Source organism: Mesotoga infera (assembly GCA_011045915.1).
GTDB classification, from domain to species: Bacteria; Thermotogota; Thermotogae; order Petrotogales; family Kosmotogaceae; genus Mesotoga; species Mesotoga infera_D.
The window spans coordinates 17,656-36,808 of record DSBT01000120.1 but is presented as its reverse complement, the minus strand read 5'-3'; the positions used below and the strand labels follow the sequence as shown (position 1 = coordinate 36,808).

34 protein-coding genes are annotated in these 19,153 nt (G+C 46.0%); all 34 read left to right on the top strand.

Annotated features, from left to right (window positions below; all coding sequences use genetic code 11):
- Positions 1 to 18: 18 nt before the first annotated feature.
- Complete coding sequence (gene tuf, locus ENN47_04285) at positions 19 to 1,215, top strand: elongation factor Tu (protein HDP77400.1); 1,197 nt, start codon at positions 19 to 21, stop codon at positions 1,213 to 1,215.
- A gap of 70 nt (positions 1,216 to 1,285) precedes the next feature.
- Positions 1,286 to 1,594: a 30S ribosomal protein S10 gene (locus ENN47_04280; GenBank protein HDP77399.1), complete on the top strand. Its 309-nt coding sequence runs from the start codon at positions 1,286 to 1,288 to the stop codon at positions 1,592 to 1,594.
- 22 nt (positions 1,595 to 1,616) lie between these two features.
- Positions 1,617 to 2,249, top strand: coding sequence for a 50S ribosomal protein L3 (locus tag ENN47_04275; GenBank protein ID HDP77398.1), 633 nt, complete (start codon positions 1,617 to 1,619; stop codon positions 2,247 to 2,249).
- Positions 2,250 to 2,281: 32 nt separating this feature from the next.
- A complete protein-coding gene (locus tag ENN47_04270) occupies positions 2,282 to 2,962 on the top strand; it encodes a 50S ribosomal protein L4 (protein ID HDP77397.1) in 681 nt (226 codons plus the stop codon).
- A complete protein-coding gene (locus tag ENN47_04265) occupies positions 2,962 to 3,261 on the top strand; it encodes a 50S ribosomal protein L23 (protein ID HDP77396.1) in 300 nt (99 codons plus the stop codon). Before ENN47_04270 ends, ENN47_04265 begins: the two co-directional genes overlap by 1 nt.
- A 16-nt stretch (positions 3,262 to 3,277) precedes the next feature.
- A complete protein-coding gene (locus ENN47_04260; GenBank protein HDP77395.1) occupies positions 3,278 to 4,105 on the top strand; it encodes a 50S ribosomal protein L2 in 828 nt (275 codons plus the stop codon).
- A gap of 19 nt (positions 4,106 to 4,124) precedes the next feature.
- Positions 4,125 to 4,409 carry a 30S ribosomal protein S19 gene (locus ENN47_04255; protein HDP77394.1) on the top strand — a complete coding sequence of 95 codons (285 nt, stop codon included), beginning with the start codon at positions 4,125 to 4,127 and terminating at the stop codon, positions 4,407 to 4,409.
- 14 nt (positions 4,410 to 4,423) lie between these two features.
- The gene (locus ENN47_04250; protein HDP77393.1) at positions 4,424 to 4,858 is read left to right on the top strand and encodes a 50S ribosomal protein L22; all 435 of its coding nucleotides are present in this window, start codon (positions 4,424 to 4,426) and stop codon (positions 4,856 to 4,858) included.
- 10 nt (positions 4,859 to 4,868) lie between these two features.
- On the top strand, positions 4,869 to 5,498 hold the full coding sequence (locus tag ENN47_04245; protein ID HDP77392.1) for a 30S ribosomal protein S3: 630 nt from the start codon (positions 4,869 to 4,871) through the stop codon (positions 5,496 to 5,498).
- Positions 5,499 to 5,522: 24 nt separating this feature from the next.
- Positions 5,523 to 5,948: a 50S ribosomal protein L16 gene (locus ENN47_04240; protein ID HDP77391.1), complete on the top strand. Its 426-nt coding sequence runs from the start codon at positions 5,523 to 5,525 to the stop codon at positions 5,946 to 5,948.
- Complete coding sequence (locus tag ENN47_04235; GenBank protein ID HDP77390.1) at positions 5,948 to 6,148, top strand: 50S ribosomal protein L29; 201 nt, start codon at positions 5,948 to 5,950, stop codon at positions 6,146 to 6,148. The genes ENN47_04240 and ENN47_04235 overlap by 1 nt, the downstream gene beginning before the upstream one ends.
- 6 nt (positions 6,149 to 6,154) lie before the next feature.
- Entirely contained in the window at positions 6,155 to 6,460 is a 306-nt protein-coding gene (gene rpsQ / locus ENN47_04230; GenBank protein HDP77389.1) for a 30S ribosomal protein S17, read from the top strand.
- Positions 6,457 to 6,825, top strand: a complete 369-nt coding sequence (locus ENN47_04225) for a 50S ribosomal protein L14 (GenBank protein ID HDP77388.1) — start codon at positions 6,457 to 6,459, stop codon at positions 6,823 to 6,825. The genes rpsQ and ENN47_04225 overlap by 4 nt, the downstream gene beginning before the upstream one ends.
- Positions 6,826 to 6,837: 12 nt before the next feature.
- Positions 6,838 to 7,158, top strand: coding sequence for a 50S ribosomal protein L24 (locus ENN47_04220; protein HDP77387.1), 321 nt, complete (start codon positions 6,838 to 6,840; stop codon positions 7,156 to 7,158).
- A 16-nt stretch (positions 7,159 to 7,174) separates the two neighbouring features.
- Entirely contained in the window at positions 7,175 to 7,735 is a 561-nt protein-coding gene (locus tag ENN47_04215; GenBank protein HDP77386.1) for a 50S ribosomal protein L5, read from the top strand.
- Between the two features lie 12 nt (positions 7,736 to 7,747).
- Positions 7,748 to 7,933, top strand: a complete 186-nt coding sequence (locus ENN47_04210; GenBank protein HDP77385.1) for a type Z 30S ribosomal protein S14 — start codon at positions 7,748 to 7,750, stop codon at positions 7,931 to 7,933.
- A gap of 13 nt (positions 7,934 to 7,946) precedes the next feature.
- The gene (locus ENN47_04205) at positions 7,947 to 8,351 is read left to right on the top strand and encodes a 30S ribosomal protein S8 (GenBank protein ID HDP77384.1); all 405 of its coding nucleotides are present in this window, start codon (positions 7,947 to 7,949) and stop codon (positions 8,349 to 8,351) included.
- Positions 8,352 to 8,364: 13 nt separating this feature from the next.
- Positions 8,365 to 8,919 carry a 50S ribosomal protein L6 gene (locus tag ENN47_04200; GenBank protein HDP77383.1) on the top strand — a complete coding sequence of 185 codons (555 nt, stop codon included), beginning with the start codon at positions 8,365 to 8,367 and terminating at the stop codon, positions 8,917 to 8,919.
- A 17-nt stretch (positions 8,920 to 8,936) separates the two neighbouring features.
- Positions 8,937 to 9,305 (top strand): 50S ribosomal protein L18, encoded by a 369-nt coding sequence (locus tag ENN47_04195; GenBank protein ID HDP77382.1) that lies wholly within the window; start codon positions 8,937 to 8,939, stop codon positions 9,303 to 9,305.
- Positions 9,306 to 9,318: 13 nt separating this feature from the next.
- Entirely contained in the window at positions 9,319 to 9,924 is a 606-nt protein-coding gene (locus ENN47_04190) for a 30S ribosomal protein S5 (protein HDP77381.1), read from the top strand.
- Positions 9,924 to 10,112, top strand: coding sequence for a 50S ribosomal protein L30 (locus ENN47_04185; protein ID HDP77380.1), 189 nt, complete (start codon positions 9,924 to 9,926; stop codon positions 10,110 to 10,112). Before ENN47_04190 ends, ENN47_04185 begins: the two co-directional genes overlap by 1 nt.
- A 13-nt stretch (positions 10,113 to 10,125) precedes the next feature.
- Entirely contained in the window at positions 10,126 to 10,572 is a 447-nt protein-coding gene (locus tag ENN47_04180) for a 50S ribosomal protein L15 (GenBank protein HDP77379.1), read from the top strand.
- Between the two features lie 2 nt (positions 10,573 to 10,574).
- Positions 10,575 to 11,876: a preprotein translocase subunit SecY gene (secY, locus tag ENN47_04175; GenBank protein HDP77378.1), complete on the top strand. Its 1,302-nt coding sequence runs from the start codon at positions 10,575 to 10,577 to the stop codon at positions 11,874 to 11,876.
- A 2-nt stretch (positions 11,877 to 11,878) separates the two neighbouring features.
- Entirely contained in the window at positions 11,879 to 12,538 is a 660-nt protein-coding gene (locus ENN47_04170; GenBank protein HDP77377.1) for an adenylate kinase, read from the top strand.
- Positions 12,531 to 13,283: a type I methionyl aminopeptidase gene (gene map, locus ENN47_04165; GenBank protein ID HDP77376.1), complete on the top strand. Its 753-nt coding sequence runs from the start codon at positions 12,531 to 12,533 to the stop codon at positions 13,281 to 13,283. The genes ENN47_04170 and map overlap by 8 nt, the downstream gene beginning before the upstream one ends.
- Before the next feature lie 12 nt (positions 13,284 to 13,295).
- Positions 13,296 to 13,541: a translation initiation factor IF-1 gene (locus ENN47_04160; protein ID HDP77375.1), complete on the top strand. Its 246-nt coding sequence runs from the start codon at positions 13,296 to 13,298 to the stop codon at positions 13,539 to 13,541.
- Entirely contained in the window at positions 13,538 to 13,654 is a 117-nt protein-coding gene (rpmJ, locus tag ENN47_04155) for a 50S ribosomal protein L36 (protein HDP77374.1), read from the top strand. The genes ENN47_04160 and rpmJ overlap by 4 nt, the downstream gene beginning before the upstream one ends.
- Positions 13,655 to 13,666: 12 nt before the next feature.
- Entirely contained in the window at positions 13,667 to 14,035 is a 369-nt protein-coding gene (locus ENN47_04150; GenBank protein ID HDP77373.1) for a 30S ribosomal protein S13, read from the top strand.
- An 18-nt stretch (positions 14,036 to 14,053) separates the two neighbouring features.
- Positions 14,054 to 14,440, top strand: coding sequence for a 30S ribosomal protein S11 (locus ENN47_04145; GenBank protein HDP77372.1), 387 nt, complete (start codon positions 14,054 to 14,056; stop codon positions 14,438 to 14,440).
- A 16-nt stretch (positions 14,441 to 14,456) separates the two neighbouring features.
- Entirely contained in the window at positions 14,457 to 15,083 is a 627-nt protein-coding gene (locus tag ENN47_04140; protein HDP77371.1) for a 30S ribosomal protein S4, read from the top strand.
- 27 nt (positions 15,084 to 15,110) lie between these two features.
- Positions 15,111 to 16,157 (top strand): DNA-directed RNA polymerase subunit alpha, encoded by a 1,047-nt coding sequence (locus tag ENN47_04135; protein HDP77370.1) that lies wholly within the window; start codon positions 15,111 to 15,113, stop codon positions 16,155 to 16,157.
- Positions 16,158 to 16,178: 21 nt separating this feature from the next.
- Positions 16,179 to 16,661, top strand: a complete 483-nt coding sequence (locus ENN47_04130; GenBank protein ID HDP77369.1) for a 50S ribosomal protein L17 — start codon at positions 16,179 to 16,181, stop codon at positions 16,659 to 16,661.
- A gap of 38 nt (positions 16,662 to 16,699) precedes the next feature.
- On the top strand, positions 16,700 to 17,356 hold the full coding sequence (gene fsa, locus ENN47_04125) for a fructose-6-phosphate aldolase (protein HDP77368.1): 657 nt from the start codon (positions 16,700 to 16,702) through the stop codon (positions 17,354 to 17,356).
- A gap of 159 nt (positions 17,357 to 17,515) precedes the next feature.
- The gene (locus ENN47_04120) at positions 17,516 to 19,144 is read left to right on the top strand and encodes a transcription termination factor Rho (GenBank protein ID HDP77367.1); all 1,629 of its coding nucleotides are present in this window, start codon (positions 17,516 to 17,518) and stop codon (positions 19,142 to 19,144) included.
- Positions 19,145 to 19,153: the final 9 nt, after the last annotated feature.

Genomic DNA, 19,153 nt, shown 5'->3' with positions numbered 1-19,153 from the left:
ATTTGGAGGAGGGAAACCATGGCTAAGGAAAAATTTGAACGTTCAAAACCACATCTTAACATCGGTACGATTGGACACATTGACCACGGTAAGACTACTCTTACTGCGGCAATTACAAAGAGTCTGGGATTCAAGGGTCTTGCTGACTTCTCCCCGTTTGACTTAATTGACAAGGCGCCGGAGGAAAAAGCAAGAGGAATCACAATCAACGTTGCTCATATCGAGTACCAGACTGACAAAAGGCATTACGCCCACATCGACTGTCCAGGTCACGCTGACTATATCAAGAACATGATCACCGGAGCCGCTCAGATGGACGGGGCTATTCTTGTTGTCGCTGCTACTGACGGTGTTATGCCTCAGACAAGAGAGCACGTTCTCCTTGCGAGACAGGTCAACGTTCCCGCAATGGTGGTATACATAAACAAGGTCGACGCAGTCGACGATGAAGAATTGGTCGAACTGGTCGAGGAAGAAGTAAGAGAGCTTCTTTCTTCCTATGAGTTCCCTGGCGACGAGCTTCCAGTTATCAAGGGCTCTGCGCTGAAGGCACTTGAAGCAGATAGTCCAAATGAATGGACAGAGAGCATATACGAGCTGATGAATGCCTGCGACGATTACTTCCCGGATCCTGTCAGAGAAACTGACAAGCCATTCCTAATGCCAGTGGAGGATATCTTCACCATTACAGGAAGAGGAACGGTAGTTACAGGAAGAATCGAGCGCGGAGCTGTTCATGTAGGCGATGAAGTTGAGATAATTGGACTTTCCTATGAGACTAAGAAGACAGTATGTACCGGTGTCGAAATGTTCAGAAAACTCCTTGATGAGGGGCAGGCCGGCGACAATATCGGGGCACTTCTGAGAGGTGTGGCAAAGGAAGAAGTCAAGAGAGGGCAGGTACTTGCAAAACCTGGATCAATAACACCTCACAGGAAATTTACTGCAAACGTCTATGTTCTGAAGAAGGAAGAGGGAGGTCGCCATTCTCCGTTTACAAAGGGTTACAGGCCTCAGTTCTTTATTAAGACAGCAGACGTTACTGGAGAAATCGCGGATCTCCCCGAGGGTGTCGAAATGGTTATTCCTGGCGATAACGTTGAAATGACTATTCAGCTTATCTACCCCGTTGCGATTGAAAAGGGCTTGAGATTTGCAATTCGTGAGGGTGGCAGGACAGTTGGCGCCGGAGTCGTCAGCTCAATAATTGAGTGATTAACGGTCTTTCCAGGAGAAGGGGGAGTAATCTCCCTTCCCTGTTAACAGAAGGAGGGAACATTTAGGCATGGCCAAGCAAAAAATCAGGATTCGCTTGAAGGCTTACGATCATAAACTGCTTGACTTGTCGGCCAAGAAAATTGTCGAAGCTGTAAAGCTCACCAATGCCAAGGTATCGGGTCCGGTGCCATTGCCAACGGAGAGGACGCTCTACACTGTTCTAACTTCGCCACACAAGTTCAAGGATGCAAGAGAGCAGTTTGAGAAGCTAGTTCATAAGAGGTTGATTGAGATACTAGATCCTACACCAAAAACGATAGATTCTCTTATGAAAGTCGACCTCCCCGCGGGTGTAGACGTGGAGATTAAACTGTAAAGAGACTTCGGAGGTGTGATAGATGAAAGGTATATTGGGTAGAAAACTCGGTATGACAACTATATACAAAGATGGAAAAGCCTTCGGAGTTACCGTAGTGAAAGCCGGTCCATGTACAGTAGTACAGAAAAAGACGAGTGAAGGCGGCGAATACGACGCCATTCAAGTTGGATTCGAAGAGCTAACTCCAGAAAGAGCGAAAAAAATACTGACAAAGCCTCTGGTGAAGAAGTTTGAAGCGGTAAAGGTCAAACCACATAGAGTTCTCAAAGAGTTCAAGGTTGGTAACATCAATGACTTCAATGTTGGTGATATCATAGAAGCTGGCGTCTTTTCTGAAGGCGAAAAGGTAGACGTAACTGGGTTTTCTAAGGGTAGAGGTTTTTCTGGCGCGATGAAGAGATGGAACTTCAGAGGTGGAGAGGCTTCTCATGGTTCGAAATTCCACAGAGAATTGGGTTCAGTGGGTAATCACACTGATCCAGCGAAGATCTGGAAGGGTAAGAAAATGCCCGGTCAGTACGGTAACGAAAAGAAGACAGTAAAGAATCTAACCGTGGTAAAAGTCGATGCAGAGAATGGACTCATAGCCATCTATGGCGCAGTTCCAGGAGCGAGGGGCGGCCTCTTAGTTATTAAGAGCGCAAACAGATAGCCCCGAAAATGTGTTGGAAGGAGGACGCAACAATGGCTCAAGCCGACGTTGTGAATATGGCCGGCCAGAAAGTTGGCACTGTAGAACTGATTGAAAGCGTCTTTAGCGTTGAACCGAACAAAGATCTGATGTTCAGATACGTTAATATGCAGCTTTCAGGAAGACGTGCCGGACTGGCTTCGGCTAAGACAAGATCAGAGGTAAGGGGCGGGGGAAGAAAACCTTGGGCCCAGAAACACACAGGAAGAGCAAGAGTAGGTTCATCGAGAAGTCCACTTTGGAGACATGGTGGAGTAATTCATGGACCGAAGCCAAAAGACTGGTCGTTCAACATGACCAAGAAAATGAAGAAGGTTGCGCTAAGATCTGCATTGAGTCTCAGACTCAGTGAAGGAAATCTGATAGTTTTGGATGATCTCAAGTTTGACAATCCAAAGACAAAGCAGCTAAGAGAGGTCTTGAGTAATCTTGGACTCGATAAGTCGCAGAAGACACTCTTCGTTCTGCCATGGCAGAAAGACGAGTATCAAAACGTTAGACTCTCCGGGAAAAACATTTATGGCGTGAAGGTAATAATTGCGGATAATCCTGGAAATACATCCGTCACTAGCAAGGCAAATATCGACGGACTTAACGTATACGACATTATTAATCACGAAAAGCTTGTGATCACGACTGATCTTGTTCGTAAGATCGAGGAGGTGCTCGGTTAATGACTGAAAAGAAGTATTACGGAGACGTTCTCCTCAGACCGCTGATCACCGAAAAAACAGTTGCTTCTGGTGAAATGAACAAGTACATTTTTGAGGTTCATAGAGATGCGAATAAGCATACGGTCAAAGCCGCCGTTGAGAAGCTTTTCAATGTGAGGGTTGAACAAGTAAATATCATGAACATGAAGGGAAAACCAAAGAAACGTGGTGTCTTTGTTGGCAAGTCGAGGTCCTGGAAGAAGGCAATTGTTACGCTAGTGACAGGATACAGGATTAAAGAACTCGAAGGCCAACACTAAGGTGAGGTGAGATGACATGGCATTGAGAAAGTTTAATCCCGTCACCAAGAGCAGAAGGTCTATGCTTCTTCCCGACTTCAAGGAAGTTACGAAGACTGAACCGGAAAAGTCTCTTCTAGAGCCTATTAAAAGTAACGCCGGTAGAAACCATCATGGGAGAATAACAGTTAGGCATCAGGGTGGGGGAACTAAGAGGCGTTACAGAGTTATCGATTTCAAGAGAGACAAAATAGGTATTCCTGCGAAGGTAATATCGATAGAGTATGACCCAAACAGAACGGCAAGGATTGCTCTTCTCCAGTACATCGATGGTGAGAAAAGATATATGCTGGCCCCGAAGGGTCTGAAGGTCGGAGATGGTATTCAGAACGGAGACCAAGCCGAAATATCTGTTGGAAACTCCATGCCACTAGAGAGAATCCCTGTGGGTACGATCGTCCACAACATTGAGTTCTTGCCCGGCAAGGGTGGTCAGATTGCTAGAGCAGCGGGAACGTATGCCCAGCTGATGGCTAAAGAGGGAAGATATGCGCTTCTTAGAATGCCTTCCGGCGAACTGAGAAGAGTTGTAGTGAAATGCATGGCAACGATCGGCATGGTTGGAAATGAGGAACATTCGAATGAGATACATGGGAAAGCAGGAAGAAGGAGATGGCTTGGAGTTCGGCCGTCGGTCAGAGGCATGACGATGAATCCAGTCGATCACCCGATGGGTGGGGGAGAAGGACGTTCTAAGGGCCACCTTCCTCAGAGTCCCTGGGGACAGCCGGCCAGAGGTTATAAAACGCGGAAGAACAAGAAGCCATCAGATAACCTAATAGTCAAACGCAGGAATCAGAATTGATCAGGGGGTGTAGTTGAAGATGTCTAGATCTAAGAAGAAAGGCCCATACGTACACCCGAGTCTCTTGAAAAGGATTAGAGAGCTGAATGAAAAGGGAGAAAAGAAACCCATTAAGACTTGGAGCAGAGCATCCATGATTCTTCCTGAAATGATTGGACATACAATAGCTGTCTACAACGGAATGAAGCATATACCGGTTTACATTTCAGAGAATATGATTGGACACAGACTGGGTGAGTTCTCTCCCACCAGGAGGTTCGGTGGGCATGCAGATAAGAAGAGTAAGAAAGGCGAAGTCAGATGAAGGGGGATGCTGAGATGGCGCAGGCGGGACAGAGAGACAAGCGTTCAGTTCTCCATAAGAAGCGCAAAGAGGAAAAAGCAGCAACTCCTGTGACTCAAGCAAAGGCAGTTGCAAAGTTTGTAAGAATCTCCCCTAGAAAGGCGAGATCAGTTGTAAATGCGATAAGAAATAGGGAAGTTGGCGAGGCGTTTCAGATTCTTGAGTTCTCACCTAAGAAGGCCTCCCGTTTGGTCTACAAAGTATTGCGCTCTGCAGTGGCAAACGCAGAGAACAATTTTGGCCTAAATATCGATAGTCTCTATGTTGAAAAAGCTGTTGTCGATGATGGCCCGAGAATGAAGCGACTGTGGCCGCGAGGAAGAGGAAGAGCTGATATTCAGCAGAAACGATTTAGCCACATAACCGTTGTTGTAGCAAACCGCGAAGAGATTAGCAATCCTCAGGAGTGAGGTGACATAAGTGGGTCAGAAGGTACATCCTTATGGATTCAGGCTTGGTGTCAGTAAAGATTGGAAAGCCCGTTGGATAAACGAGAAGAATTACAAGGAATATCTTCTCGAGGATCTTAAGATAAGGGACTTTCTTAAGAAGAATTACATGGCTGCCGGAGTTTCCGACATTTACATCGAGAGACCGGAGCCAGGTAAGGTGGTTATTACCATCAAATGCGCCAGACCTGGTGTGATGATTGGAAAGAAGGGTAGTGAAGTCAAGCTGCTGAGGCAGCGGCTGGAGAAGCTTATAACCAGGCAGTTCCAGCTGAATATTGAAGAAGTTAAAACACCCGAGACCGATGCGATCCTTGTTGCTGAAGACATCGCGTCAAGAATTGAGAAACGAGCTTCCTATAAGAGAGCCATGAAGAGAGCAATATTCACTGCAATGAGAAAGGGAGCTAAAGGGATAAAGATAATGGTTTCAGGAAGGCTGAACGGAGCTGATATTGCCAGGACAGAGTGGTACCTGGAAGGAAGACTTCCTCTCCAGACCCTCAGAGCTGATCTGGACTACGGTTACACCACAGCTTTCACAAAGATGGGAATAATCGGTGTGAAGGTATGGATCTACAAAGGCGACGTACAGGTGTAATTGCAAGAGGGGAGGTAGTTCATAATGTTAATGCCCAAAAGGGTAAAATACAGGAAGCAACAAAGAGGTAAGATGAACGGTAAGGCAAAAGGTGGGACCATTGTTCACTTTGGAGAGTGGGGAATAAAGGCCCTCGAACCACATTGGATATCTGCTCAGCAGATCGAGTCCTGCCGAATTGCAATTACGAGAACACTGAAGAGGAATGGTAATCTCTGGATTCGAATCTTCCCTGACAAACCTATTACCTCAAAAGGAATCGGAGTGAGAATGGGGAAGGGAAAGGGAGATGTCGAAGGCTGGGTAGCTGTTGTCAAGCCCGGGAAGATCATGTTCGAAATAGGCGGAGTGCCTGACCAGCTTGCGAAAGAGGCTCTTGAAAAAGCGGCTTCCAAACTACCTATCAGAACAAAGATAGTACCGAGGTATCAGATAGGAGGTGAGCTCTGATGAAAGCCGTTGAACTCCAAAAGTTCACCGATGAAGAACTCACTCAGATGCTCGAGGATTCAAAGAGAAAGCTGATGGACCTCAGGTTCCAGCTTGAAATGAACAGGTTGAAGAACCATTCCCAGATAACTGTTGTAAAGCGCGACATAGCAAGGATAAAGACCATCCTTCGCGGTCGTGAACTGGGGATAAGGAGGTAGTCCGCCATGCCAAGAAAGACATTAGTAGGAACGGTAGTAAGTGACAAGATGGACAAAACGATAGTGGTAAGTGTTACAAGGACGCACATACATCCCTTCTATGGGAAAACCATGAAAACTACTAAGAAGTATCACGCAGATGATCCAGAAGGTCTTGCTGGAATGGGCGATACAGTTGAAATTGAAGAGTGCAGACCCCTTAGCAAGATGAAGAAGTTCAAACTCGTTAAGGTTCTCAAGAAGGATATCTACACGGGAGAAATTCCCGAAACTCCCGAGGCCGTTGAAGGCTCCGGAGGTGACCAGAAATGATCCAATCTGAATCATACCTTAAGATCGCAGACAACTCAGGTGCGAGAATGATCAAGGTGATACAGGTCACCGGCGGGTACAGAAAGAGATCAGGAAGCATAGGCGACATAGTTGTTGCAGCAGTGAGGGATGTGGCGCCGAACACAGATTTCAAGAAGGGCGATATCGTAAGGGCCGTTCTTGTTAGAACGGCGAAGGAGATTCGCAGACCAGACGGCACCTACATTCGCTTCGATGACAATGCTGCGGTGATTATTGACAAGCAGAACCAGCCCAGAGGAACACGCGTCTTTGGACCTGTTGCTAGAGAAATAAGGGATAAGGGATTCTCCAAGATAGCTTCTCTAGCCCAGGAAGTCTGGTGAGGAGTGAGCAAAATGAGTAGAGTGAAAAGAGAAGATACAGTAATGGTTATTTCAGGCAAAGACAGGGGCAAGAAAGGCAAAGTTCTTAAGACAATTCCCTCGGAGAAGAAGATAATTGTTGAGGGTGTCAACTTCACGAAGAAGCATCAGAGACCAACCAATCAATACCGTGAAGGTGGAATCATTGAAAGGGAATCCCCAATATACGTTTCCAAAGTAATGGTTGTCTGCCCCAACTGTAATAAGCCTACGAGAGTCGCCCACAAAATTCTTGAAAATGGCGAAAAGGTCAGATCTTGCAAGAAGTGCGGCGAGATAATCGATAAGGTCTGATGGGGAGGAATTGTTGATGGCATACGAATACGTCCCTTTGAAAGATAAATTTGAAAGTGAAGTAGTCCCTACCATGTCGAAGGAATTTGGCTACAAAAATATGCTGGAGGTCCCTAGAGTTTCGAAGATAGTTGTCAATATGGGGATTGGCGAAGGTTCAAGAAATGCTGACCTTCTCGATTTACATGGCAAAGAGCTGATGACAATTGTTGGGCAGAAGCCAGTGGTGACGAAAGCAAAGAAAAGTATCGCGAACTTCAAACTTCGTGACGGAATGCCGGTGGGACTGAAGGTTACCCTAAGAGGACCCAGGATGTACAACTTCCTTTATAAGCTTATAAATGTTGTGCTTCCTAAGCTAAGAGACTTCAGAGGCGTTGATCCCGACTCATTCGATGGTAGAGGTAATTATGCAATGGGGCTTCCCGAACAGCTAGTCTTTCCCGAAATTGTGCCGGATCAAATAAAAAGAGTTCAGGGAATGGACATAATAGTTGTTACAACGGCCAGGACCGATGAGGAAGCAAGAAGATTGTTAGCCCTTCTTGGACTTCCTTTCAAAAGAGTCATGGTCTAAGGAGGTAGGTGCATGGCGAAGAAATCATTAGTCGAAAAGTGGAAACGAGAACCCAAGTTCAAAGTAAGGAAATATAACAGATGCAATCTTTGTGGCAGACCTAGATCAGTTTATAGAGAGTTCGGTCTTTGCAGAGTGTGCTTTAGACAGCTGGCTTCCGAGGGAAAACTCCCCGGTGTGAAGAAAGCAAGCTGGTGAGGAGGGAAATGTAATGTGGAGTGATCCCATAGCCGACATGCTCACTAGAATAAGAAATGCCAACGCTGCCTTTAAGGAGAGCGTGGACATACCGGCTTCTAACCTGAAGAAGAAGCTTCTGGATATTTTGAAGGCGGAGGGCTATATAGACGATTATAAATATATAGAGGATGGCAAACAGGGTGTTCTCAAAGTCTTTCTGAAATACAAGGGAGACAGGAGGCACAAGATCAACGTCATCTCTGGAATCGTTAGAATTTCCAAACCTGGCAAAAGGATGTACGTAAATAAGGACAAGCTTCCGAAGGTGAAGTCAGGTATGGGAATAGCAATTGTTAGTACTTCCAGCGGAGTGATGACAGACAAGCAGGCCCGTTCCCAAGGCGTCGGCGGCGAAGTCATCTGCTACGTGTGGTAGGGAGGGAATTTCGATGTCTAGACTACTTAAGCATTCCATAAAGATCCCTGCTGGTGTATCATACAAAATCGAAGGAAACTTGATCACTGTGAAGGGACCTAAAGGCGAGCTGAAACAGGAACTCCTTCCTCTTGTGAAGATCGAGGCCGACGAAAAAGAGCTCTGGGTGAAGTCGAATGAAGATGTTGTGATCAGAAAGAGTGACTATAAGAGATTGGCAAAATATGCCGGCACTTTTTGGTCGCTAATAAACAACATGGTGCTGGGCGTTACTCAAGGGTTTGCTAAGGAACTTGAAATCGTTGGAGTAGGTTACAGAGCTCAGCTTCAGGGAAAGAAACTTGTAATGAATCTCGGTTATGCTCATCCTGTTGAGATAGATCCTCCCGCAGGAATAGAGTTTGAGGTACCGGCGCCGCAGGCTATAGTGGTCAAGGGAATCGACAAATACTTAGTTGGCCAGGTTGCTGCGAACATCAAGCGATGGAGAATTCCGATTGTCTATTCCGGAAAAGGTATACGTTACAAGGGAGAAGCAATTAGAACCAAAGTCGGTAAGAAGGTCTAATCAAGGAGGCGGCTGGAGTGTTCAAACATAAAGACAAGAAGGAACAAAGGCGAAAGAGACATCTTCGCGTCAGGTCTGCAATTTCCGGAACACCGGAAAGGCCTAGACTGGCAGTCTTCAGAAGCGAGAAGCACATTTATGCTCAGCTGATCGATGATTCCAAGGGAGTCACCCTTGTTTCGGCATCAACGGTAGACAAAGATGTCAAGGGTTCCATAGATAAGTCATGGAATATAGATGCTGCGAAGAAGGTCGGAGAGCTCCTCGCAAAGAAGGCGAAAGACAAGGGAATCACCAACGTGGTTTTCGACCGTGGGGGATTCAAGTTCCATGGAAGAATAAAGTCGCTTGCCGAGGGAGCTCGAGCAGGCGGGCTACAGTTCTGAGGAGGTGAGGAAGATGGCTGAAGAGATGAAGAATGATCGCAATTCGAAATCTTCACGTGAAGGAAGAAGAAACCCCAGAGCTTCCAGAAACGCTCCTGTAGAAAAGCAGGTAGAAGACAACGAATTTGAAGAGAGAATAATTGAAATAAGAAGGGTTACAAAAGTTGTTGCCGGAGGAAAGAATCTATCCTTTAGAGTAGTTGCCGTTGTGGGCAACCGCGATGGAAAGGTTGGTCTTGGAATCGGCAGTGCCAGGGAAGTACCGACCGCAATAAGAAAAGCAGTTCTAGAAGCCAAGAAGAATGTTACAGAAGTTGCGGTTAGAAACGAGACTGTACCACATGAGACTGTTGGTAGACAGGATTCCGCAAGGATAATGTTGAAACCTGCAGGTCCAGGTACGGGTATCATCGCCAACTCTCCTGTCAGAGCAGTTGTTGAGCTTGCAGGAGTCAAGAATATCCTAACTAAGTCTCTGGGATCATCAAATACGCTTAACATGGCCAGGGCGGCTCTGAATGGTTTGATAAGTCTGAGATCCCCGCAGGATTTTGCAAAGCTCAGAGACATTTCCTTGAAGAGGGTTTTCCACGGAATCAGCGAGGAGGCAGGTCAGTAATGGCAAGGAGTTTGAGAATACGATTGATAAAGAGTCCGATCGGCTTCAACAGAAGACAGCTGAAGACAGTAAGGGCGCTAGGTCTTGGTAAGTTGGACAGTGAAATTGTCCAGCCGGATTCTCCACAGATCAGGGGAATGGTTAATGCCATAAGACATCTTCTTGCTGTCGAAGAACTTGATGACTGAAGGGGGTAGGAAGATGGCTTTTAGAGTTGAAGATCTAAGTCCGACGCCCGGTTCGAGAAAAAGAGAGAAGAGAATAGGACGCGGTATTGGTTCGGGAATGGGTAAGACCGCCACAAGAGGCCACAAAGGGCAGGGAAGAGCAACCGGTAAGGTGGCTGCACGATTTGAGGGCGGACAGACACCCCTATTCAGGAGAACACCGATAAAAGGGTTCAAGAACCGAGGCTCTATAGAATATGCCACTGTCAATATTTGTACTCTTGAGGAGAGATTTGAGAGTGGTAGTGAGATTTCGCCTGAGATTCTCGTTCAGATGAACATATTGAATGATCTCAAGGACGGAGTAAAGATTCTGGCAAGAGGTGAATTGACGAAGTCTCTTACAGTCAAGGCAAATGCTTTCAGCTCAACTGCCAAGGAGAAGATCGAAGCTGCTGGTGGAAAGGCAGAGGTGATCTGATAATGTGGAATGCCCTGAAGAACGCTTTCAAGATACCTGAGTTAAGAGACAGAATTCTCTTCACGTTTCTCGCGCTGGCAATCTTCAGACTAGGTGTCTACATACCGATCCCGGGAATAAATATCCAGGCTTGGTCAGCATATTTCGGCACTCTCTCCGAAGGTGGAGCCGGAGGTTTTATAGGCTTCTTTGATGTCTTCACTGGTGGAGCTGTAGAGCAGTTTTCGATATTTTTGATGAGCGTTACTCCTTACATTAACGCGCAGATTATGCTTCAATTGCTTACGGCAGTTGTTCCAAGTCTGAAGGAAATGCTCAAAGAAGGCGAAGAGGGAAAGAAGAAGTACGCTCGATACACAAGAATGCTAACTGTTGGACTCGCGGGTCTCCAGGGATTCCTGATATCATTTGGCCTCTCTTCGAACACTGCAATAGTGGCCATCCCAAGCAGGATTCTCTTTGTCCTCCTCGCAACATCAACTCTAATAGGAGGAACGATGTTCTTGCTATGGCTCGGAGAGAGAATTACCGAGAAGGGTATAGGAAACGGTATATCTGTTCTTATTTTCGGAGGAATTGTCGCAAGATATCCGGCTTCAATAATGCAGGTAGTGGTTGCGTTGTCTCCTATACAGTGGGCTATACTGCTGGCAATTGCGCTTTTCACGGTTATTGCAGTTATCTATGTCCAAATGGGAGAGAGAAGGATTGAAGTTCAGTACGCCAGAAGAGTAACTGGCAGAAGGGTATACGGGGGAGTTTCCACTCATATTCCCATTAAGGTTAATCAGGGTGGAGTTATTCCGATAATATTCAGTTCGGCAATAATGATGCTTCCCCAGTTCATCGCAACTGCATTCCCCGAAGGAAGCGGTGGCAGGAATGTCATGCAAACTTTGTTTGCTCAGACTTCTCCTGTTTACATCTTGCTTTATGGTGGAATGGTATTCTTCTTCACATTTTTCTACAGCTCGCTGGTTTTTGATGTGAGAGAAGTATCGGATAATATACGTAATTACGGAGGATACATCCCTGGAATCAGGCCTGGTTTTTCGACTCAGCAGTACATTCAGAGGGTGCTGAATCGTGTGGTCTTTATGGGTGCTGTATTCCTTGTAGTTATAGCCTTGCTTCCGCTGGTAGTTGGAGGGATCTTCAGTATTGGCGGACTTGCAATAGGAGGGACCTCGACTCTTATCGCGGTAGGTGTTGCCATTGATATTTTGCAGCAGATGGAAACTCACCTTATGGTCAGGCACTACGAGGGATTTGTTAAGAAAGGCAAGTTACGAGGAAGGAGGTAAGTATGAATGTAATTCTAATGGGTCCTCCCGGAGCAGGGAAGGGGACACAGGCAAAACGGATAGCCCGTAAACTGGATATTCCTCACATATCTACTGGAGATATGTTAAGGGAAGCCGTGGCTGCTGGCACTGACCTCGGGCTGAAGGTCAAAGAAGTAATGGATAAAGGGCTTCTCGTCCCCGATGATCTGATGATAGATCTTGTCAGAGAGAGATTGGCTAGGGAGGACACCAGGAATGGCTTCATACTTGACGGCTTTCCAAGAACAGTCGAACAGGCGATTGCACTAGATAAGATGCTAGACGAACTTAAGAAGGATATTGACGTTGCTCTGCTTGTCGACGCTGATGAAGAGGAAGTTGTAAAACGTATTTCGAGCAGGAGAGTCTGTCCCGAATGTGGGAAAGTCTACAATCTCCTGACTCTAAAACCCAAGGTCGAGGGTTACTGTGACAACGATGGCAGCAGGTTAATTCAACGAGACGATGACAGGCCTGAGACTGTTAGGGCAAGGTACCGTGTCTACTCGGACAAGACCGAGCCAGTGATTAGGTACTATTCCGGCGAAAAAGGCAATCTAGTTAAGGTCGATGGGTCGGGGGAAATCGATACCGTCACTGCCGAGATCGTCAATCATCTGGAGAATGTAAAGCATGGTTAGGTTGAAATCTCCAGAGGAAATCTGTAAAATCGAAATTGCTGCGAAGATCGTTGCAGAGGTTTTGGCTGAGGTAGAGTCGTATGCAGTCGAAGGTGCCTCTGCCTATGATATGGAGAAAGCTGCAGAAGAATTGATTGAAAGAAGAGGTGGCATTCCCGCATTCAAGGGGTATAGTGGATATCCTTACACTCTCTGCGTATCGGTAAATGAGGAGGTAATTCACGGGTTTCCCTTGAAAGAGAAAGTCTTTGCTGCCGGCGATATCGTCTCCGTGGATTGCGGGGTAGTGAAGGATGGATTTGTGGGAGACGCCGCAAAGTCGTTTGTTGTAGGAAGTTATTTATGCGAAAAAGACCGGTTGCTTCTGCAGCGGACTGAAGAGTCGCTTCTTAAGGGCATAGAGATTGCCTGCGCTGGAAACCGACTTGGCGACATTGGATTTGCAGTCCAGAGCTGCGTGGAAAGCGCCGGGTTTTCTGTAATAAGAGACTACGTCGGACATGGTGTTGGCCTGAGCCTCCATGAGGATCCTCAGGTTCCTAACTATGGAAGGCAAAACAGCGGAATGCTTTTGAGAACAGGAATGACACTTGCTATCGAACCGATGGTTGCAAGTGGACATTACAGCGTGGAGATTCTGGAAGATGGTTGGACCGCAGTAACTGCTGATAGGTCGCGTGCTGCTCATTTCGAGCATGATATTGCGATACTGGAAGACGGTCCAAAGATTCTTTCCAGATTGTGAGGAGGATCACCGGTGTCGGATAAGAGCGATATCATTAAGATGGATGGAATAGTTGTGGAATCGATGCCCAATGCTACCTTCAAGGTCGAATTGGAGAACGGCCTCTCTGTTCTAGCTCACATCTCTGGAAAAATGCGCAAGAACTTCATCAGGTTGATCCCCGGCGATAAGGTCGTGGTAGAGGTTTCAATATATGACCTGACCAAAGGAAGAATTGTTTATCGAAAAAGGATAGACAAAGGAGGAGAAACGAATTGAAAGTCCGCGCTTCGGTAAAGAAGAGATGTGAACATTGCAAGGTAATAAGACGCAATGGACGAATAAGAGTTGTCTGCGAAAAAAATCCAAAGCACAACCAGCGTCAGGGTTAAGGAGGGATATAGATGGCACGTATCCTTGGTGTTGAGCTTCCTAATAACAAGAAGACTTTCGTTGCCCTGACCTATATCTACGGTATAGGTTATACAAGAGCCAATGAAATTCTTAGTGGAACAGAAGTTGACCGCGACAAGAGAGCAAAGGACCTTACGGATGAAGAAGTTAGTAAGATAGCAAAGTTTATCAACGAGCATTACAAGGTTGAAGGTGAGCTCAGAACTGAAGTTGACAGGTCAATAAAAAGGCTAATTGAGATAGGAAGTTATAGAGGTTACAGGCATAGAAACGGGCTTCCGGTTCGCGGTCAGAAGACGCATTCCAACGGAAGGACCAGGAAGGGTTCTAGAGCCAGTAAGATTCGTAAGAAGAGCTAAAACGGGAGGTAAGAGTGAATGGCAAAGAGACCAGCAGCCAAGAAAAGGAAGAAGTTATCTACTGATAGAGGGGTTGTGCACATAAAGTCCTCTTTCAACAACACGATAATTACCCTGACTGATCCAGAAGGAAATACACTTATGTGGACGTCGGGTGGAACTGCCGGTTATTCCGGATCAAAGAAATCAACACCTTATGCGGCGCAACTGGGTGCTGACAGAATTGCAAAAGAGGCTATCAAGTTAGGAATAACCAGAGTAGGTATAGAAGTAAAGGGCCCAGGTTCGGGACGTGAAGCTGCAATCAGAACTATTCAAGCGGCGGGTCTCACTGTTGAGACGCTCAAGGATATTACGCCACTGCCTCATAACGGTTGCAGACCGAGAAGAAGAAGAAGAGTCTGATTTAGGAGGGAGTTGAATGGCCAGATATACAGGACCAGTTTGTAAGCTTTGTCGTCGCGAAGGGTTCAAGCTTTATCTGAAGGGTGAAAGATGCTTTTCCCCGAGATGTGCCCAAGTCAAGAGGCCTGTGGCACCGGGACAGCATGGAGCTTCGACAAGAAAGCTTACACAGTACGGAATGCAGTTAAGATCCAAGCAAGTAGTAAAAAGAATTTACGGTGTTCTTGAAAGACAGTTTAGAAGATATTTTGAAGCAGCTTTGAGAAAGAGTGAAGAGACGGGAAGCGCCCTGGTTAGGATTTTGGAATCTAGACTGGATAACATCGTTTTCAGGATGGGATTTGCTTCTAGCAGAAGACAAGCAAGACAGCTCGTTAACCACGGACATGTTCTTGTAAACGGTAGAAGGGTCAATAAGCCCTCCTTCAATCTGAGAGTCGGTGACATCGTGGAGATCAAAGAGAAGAGCCGAACTGCTCTACCGATCAAAGAAGCGGCAGAAGCTGCAAAAGAGAGAACAGCCTATCCATGGGTTGAGGTAGATTACGAGACGTTCAGAGGGACCTACCTTAGATATCCAGTAACTGAAGAAGTAGAGATTCCAGTTGATCTGCAGTCGATTATTGAGCTCTACTCCAAGTAAACCCGATTCTTACCTTCTTGGAAGGAGGTGTGTGCCCGAATTCTGGGCGAAATAATGTTGACATCAATAATGCCCAAGAACTTGCGAATTGAAGAGGAAAGAGAGGATGAGAACAGCTATTTCACAAGGTTCATCCTTTCTCCTATGGAAAGAGGATACGCCACTACTATCGGAAACTCGCTTAGGAGGGTTCTTCTCTCATCGATACCGAGCATGGCGATCACCAGATTGAAAATACCTGGGAAGTACCACGAATATGATGTTATCGACGGAGTCAAGGAAGACATACTCGAAATCATTCTCAATTTTAAGAAAGTTCAACTCAAACCCGTTCTCGAGTTTTCTGACGCGGTCAAGCTGACGCTTGAAAAGGCTGGGCCAGGCGTCATCACCGCCGGTGATATCAAGACTCCTACCGGTGTGGATGTTGTAAATTCATCGCAGTATATTGCTACTCTAAACTCTGATTCAGTTGTTTACATCGAGCTTTTTGCTGAGATCGGAAGAGGATTCGTTCCCGTGTCGGAAATGGAGATAGAGCATGACGTGGAGATGATATATATCGATGGTATCTTCAGTCCTGTAATGAAAGTGAATTTCCAGACAGAGAACGTTCGTGTCGGCAAGAGAACGGACTATGACAAGTTGGTTCTTGACGTTTGGACGAAAAAGTCGATAACTCCGTCAGATGCATTGATGAGAGCGACGGACATTCTGATGAGGCACTTCGAAGTAGTATCCAGTGGTCTTGGTCAGCCGTCTCTAGGTCTTACGGGTGCGACAATAGAACCGGAGGAAGACGAGACGATTGTTGAAGAGACTGAAGTGAGCGCTGAAGCGCCATTGGCTGAAGAGCGTGATTCAAACCCCCTTGCGGCCAAGAAGGTTGAAGAGCTTGATCTTTCAGTGAGATCTCTCAACTGTCTTAAACGCGATAAAATAAACACGATAGGCGATCTTCTTGACAAAAGCGAGGCTGATCTGCTTAAGATACGGAATTTTGGAGAGAAGTCTATCCTTGAGGTCGTGAAGAAGCTGAGAGACAAGTTCAACATCGTACTCAAGAAAGAATGATTGTGAGGAGGCCTATTAGCCATGCGTCATAGAGTTAGTGGAAGCAAACTGAATATGCCCCACAGCCAGAGAGTCGCTTTGATGAGAAATCTGGCCAGGGAGCTTTTTGAACATGGAACAATTGTGACAACTATAACCAGAGCTAAGGAAGTGAGGCCTTTCGTTGAAAGCATAATAACTAAGGCAAAGAAGGCTTCGATTCTGTCCTCGGAAATTGTTTCAAAAGGTCCGGATAATGCGGAGACTCAGGAACTGAAATCAAGAAATCTTGCTTTAAGACGCGAGATTAACAGAAACTTCAATGACCGAAAACTGGTCAGGAAGATATGTGATGAAGTGGCAGTCAAGTATCGTGAAAGAAACGGCGGATACACTAGGATAGTAAAACTGGGTATGCGAAGGGGCGATGCAAGTGAAATGGCCGTTCTTCAGTTGATTGACAACGAAGAGAGGCAAAACAAGAAGCCCGAGAAGAAACCCGAAAAGAAACAAGAGAAAAAATGATGGCTACCGCAAGGTAGCCATTCTTCGGAGGTTTGGCGATGAAGATATTCCTTGATACAGCGAATATTGAAGATATCAGGGAGGGGATGAAACTTGGACTCGTTGATGGAGTCACCACTAATCCCACTCTGGTTTCAAGAGAAAATGTCAAGTTTGAAGATCGTGTTGTCGAAATCTGTGAAACAGTAAAGGGCCCGGTGTCTGCGGAAGTTACGGCGACAGATTACGAAAACATGATCTCGCAGGCGCGTGAATTGGCCTCTCTCAGCGACTACGTTGTTGTGAAGATTCCAATGACAAGAGATGGTATGCGTGCGGTCAAAACCCTGAGTGGCGAAGGAATCAAGACTAATGTTACCCTAATATTCAATTCTCTTCAGGCGACTCTTGCAGCAAAAGCTGGTGCAACCTATGTCAGCCCGTTTGTCGGAAGGCTAGACGACATTGCAAGCGATGGCATGGGCGTTGTTGAGGAGATTGTCAAAATATTTGCCAACTACGGTTACGACACGGAAATAATCGTCGCAAGCGTTAGGCATCCAACGCACGTACTTGAGGCAGCTTTGATGGGTGCAGATATCGTGACAATACCTTTTGAAGTGCTTCTTAAGCTATTTGGTCACCCGCTTACTGATATCGGCATAGACAGATTCACAGAAGACTGGAAGCGCTATAAGAAACAGCAAGGTCAGTAAGCTTTGAATTTTGCTTCTTTAGTGGTATATTATTCCTGAAAGAACTGGTACCTCACCGGATACGGGTCTCCCAAGCTTTCTTACAAATACTGTTAGCTTCACAATTTTGGCAATTCCTAAGACATGGAAGGAGGGTAGGTGCATTCTTCCTACGGCGGACTGAATGTACCGTCAAATTTGAGCCCAAGAAAAAAGAAAACAGAAGAAACACCTGGTGAACTTGAGGAAAAAGTGGTTGCTGAAAAAAAGACAACTAGAAAGAGAACGACTAGAAAGAAGACTGAATCGAAAAGAACCGAAGATAGTCATGAGGCCGTGAAGAGCGTTTCCAGACAGATTGCTGAGGAAAAAGATGGAGTTGAAATTTCACCTAAAGAAGACCCCAAGGACTCAAAAGCAGAGAATTCAGTGACCAAGGAGACTGGAAAGGAAAGCATCCCGAGCGATGTCAAAGAGATCCCAAGGAAGGAAAGAGATAAGGACAAAGATAAAGACAAAGACAAGGATAACATCAGGGAAGTAGAAATCGATATTTCCCAACTTCAGGCAATGCCTATAAGAGATGTTTATAAGCTTGCGAGGAAGTATGACGTGCAGGGCTATACCCAGATGGCCAAGAAGGATTTGATATTCGCCGTTCTCAAGGCTCAGACTGAATCATATGGTTACTTTTTCGATCAGGGTGTGCTGGAGATTACAGATGGGGGATATGGTTTTCTAAGAACGCTCGATAACAATCTTCTCCCAAGCTCAAATGATATTTACGTTAGCCAGTCACAGATCAGAAGATTCAATCTCACTAGCGGTGATACAGTTGCGGGGCAGGTGAGACCACCGAAAGAAGGAGAGAAGTATTTCGCGCTCCTGAGAATAGAAGCTATTAATCACAAGGCGATCAACTTCGCGGCTGAGAGGATTACTTTTCAGAACTTAACGCCTATTCACCCCGAGGATAAGCTTATTACGGAAACAGAATCGCACATTATGAGTACGAGAATGGTCGACCTCTTTTCCCCGATAGGAAAGGGACAGAGAGGTCTAATAGTCTCTCCTCCTAAGGCTGGGAAGACGATATTGCTGAAGGAACTTGCAAATGGTATCGCTGAAAACCATCCCGATACAGTGAGGATAATTCTGCTGATCGATGAAAGACCTGAAGAGGTTACCGATCTCAGGAGGAGTTCAAATGCACATGTGATCGCTGCTCCATTCGACATGCATCCCGAAAAACAAATCAGGGTTGCCGAAATGACTATTGAGATGGCCAAGCGATTAGTAGAGTTCAACTACGATGTGGTGATCCTCCTTGACAGCATTACGAGGCTGGCAAGGGCCTACAATCTCTACGTTCCGCCAAGTGGAAAGCTTCTGTCTGGAGGAGTGGACCCCTCGGCTTTATACAAGCCAAAGTACTTCTTTGGTGCGGCAAGAAATATTGAAGAAGGCGGAAGCCTAACAATCATCGCAACGGCTCTTGTTGAAACGGGAAGTAAGATGGATGAAGTAATATTCGAGGAATTCAAGGGTACTGGAAACATGGAATTGATCCTTTCGAGGCAGCTTGCCAACAAGAGAATGTTCCCTTCGATAAACCTCACCCTATCCGGTACAAGGAGAGAAGAACTTCTTCTTCCTTCCGATATTTTGCGGAAGGTTTGGGTTCTTAGAAGAATGCTGTCATCAATGTCGGAAGAAGAGGGTCTGAGACTAATCATGGACAAACTGCGTGGAACGGCTACCAATGAGGAGTTTCTGGACTTGATAGAGATGGAGAAAAAGTCGTACTAGACGGGAGAT

Bases quoted from the DNA above. Each gene is read 5' to 3' on its own strand.
- ENN47_04215 (HDP77386.1), top strand. From the start codon at position 7,175: ATGGCATACGAATACGTCCCTTTGAAAGATAAATTTGAAAGTGAAGTA.
- ENN47_04270 (HDP77397.1), top strand. From the start codon at position 2,282: ATGGCTCAAGCCGACGTTGTGAATATGGCCGGCCAGAAAGTTGGCACT.
- ENN47_04190 (HDP77381.1), top strand. From the start codon at position 9,319: ATGGCTGAAGAGATGAAGAATGATCGCAATTCGAAATCTTCACGTGAA.
- ENN47_04255 (HDP77394.1), top strand. From the start codon at position 4,125: ATGTCTAGATCTAAGAAGAAAGGCCCATACGTACACCCGAGTCTCTTG.
- ENN47_04180 (HDP77379.1), top strand. From the start codon at position 10,126: ATGGCTTTTAGAGTTGAAGATCTAAGTCCGACGCCCGGTTCGAGAAAA.
- ENN47_04145 (HDP77372.1), top strand. From the start codon at position 14,054: ATGGCAAAGAGACCAGCAGCCAAGAAAAGGAAGAAGTTATCTACTGAT.
- ENN47_04280 (HDP77399.1), top strand. From the start codon at position 1,286: ATGGCCAAGCAAAAAATCAGGATTCGCTTGAAGGCTTACGATCATAAA.
- fsa (HDP77368.1), top strand. From the start codon at position 16,700: ATGAAGATATTCCTTGATACAGCGAATATTGAAGATATCAGGGAGGGG.
- ENN47_04140 (HDP77371.1), top strand. From the start codon at position 14,457: ATGGCCAGATATACAGGACCAGTTTGTAAGCTTTGTCGTCGCGAAGGG.
- ENN47_04240 (HDP77391.1), top strand. From the start codon at position 5,523: ATGTTAATGCCCAAAAGGGTAAAATACAGGAAGCAACAAAGAGGTAAG.
- map (HDP77376.1), top strand. From the start codon at position 12,531: ATGGTTAGGTTGAAATCTCCAGAGGAAATCTGTAAAATCGAAATTGCT.
- ENN47_04225 (HDP77388.1), top strand. From the start codon at position 6,457: ATGATCCAATCTGAATCATACCTTAAGATCGCAGACAACTCAGGTGCG.
- ENN47_04200 (HDP77383.1), top strand. From the start codon at position 8,365: ATGTCTAGACTACTTAAGCATTCCATAAAGATCCCTGCTGGTGTATCA.
- rpsQ (HDP77389.1), top strand. From the start codon at position 6,155: ATGCCAAGAAAGACATTAGTAGGAACGGTAGTAAGTGACAAGATGGAC.
- ENN47_04250 (HDP77393.1), top strand. From the start codon at position 4,424: ATGGCGCAGGCGGGACAGAGAGACAAGCGTTCAGTTCTCCATAAGAAG.
- ENN47_04205 (HDP77384.1), top strand. From the start codon at position 7,947: ATGTGGAGTGATCCCATAGCCGACATGCTCACTAGAATAAGAAATGCC.
- ENN47_04170 (HDP77377.1), top strand. From the start codon at position 11,879: ATGAATGTAATTCTAATGGGTCCTCCCGGAGCAGGGAAGGGGACACAG.
- ENN47_04235 (HDP77390.1), top strand. From the start codon at position 5,948: ATGAAAGCCGTTGAACTCCAAAAGTTCACCGATGAAGAACTCACTCAG.
- secY (HDP77378.1), top strand. From the start codon at position 10,575: ATGTGGAATGCCCTGAAGAACGCTTTCAAGATACCTGAGTTAAGAGAC.
- ENN47_04275 (HDP77398.1), top strand. From the start codon at position 1,617: ATGAAAGGTATATTGGGTAGAAAACTCGGTATGACAACTATATACAAA.
- ENN47_04185 (HDP77380.1), top strand. From the start codon at position 9,924: ATGGCAAGGAGTTTGAGAATACGATTGATAAAGAGTCCGATCGGCTTC.
- ENN47_04260 (HDP77395.1), top strand. From the start codon at position 3,278: ATGGCATTGAGAAAGTTTAATCCCGTCACCAAGAGCAGAAGGTCTATG.
- ENN47_04150 (HDP77373.1), top strand. From the start codon at position 13,667: ATGGCACGTATCCTTGGTGTTGAGCTTCCTAATAACAAGAAGACTTTC.
- tuf (HDP77400.1), top strand. From the start codon at position 19: ATGGCTAAGGAAAAATTTGAACGTTCAAAACCACATCTTAACATCGGT.
- ENN47_04220 (HDP77387.1), top strand. From the start codon at position 6,838: ATGAGTAGAGTGAAAAGAGAAGATACAGTAATGGTTATTTCAGGCAAA.
- ENN47_04265 (HDP77396.1), top strand. From the start codon at position 2,962: ATGACTGAAAAGAAGTATTACGGAGACGTTCTCCTCAGACCGCTGATC.
- ENN47_04130 (HDP77369.1), top strand. From the start codon at position 16,179: ATGCGTCATAGAGTTAGTGGAAGCAAACTGAATATGCCCCACAGCCAG.
- ENN47_04210 (HDP77385.1), top strand. From the start codon at position 7,748: ATGGCGAAGAAATCATTAGTCGAAAAGTGGAAACGAGAACCCAAGTTC.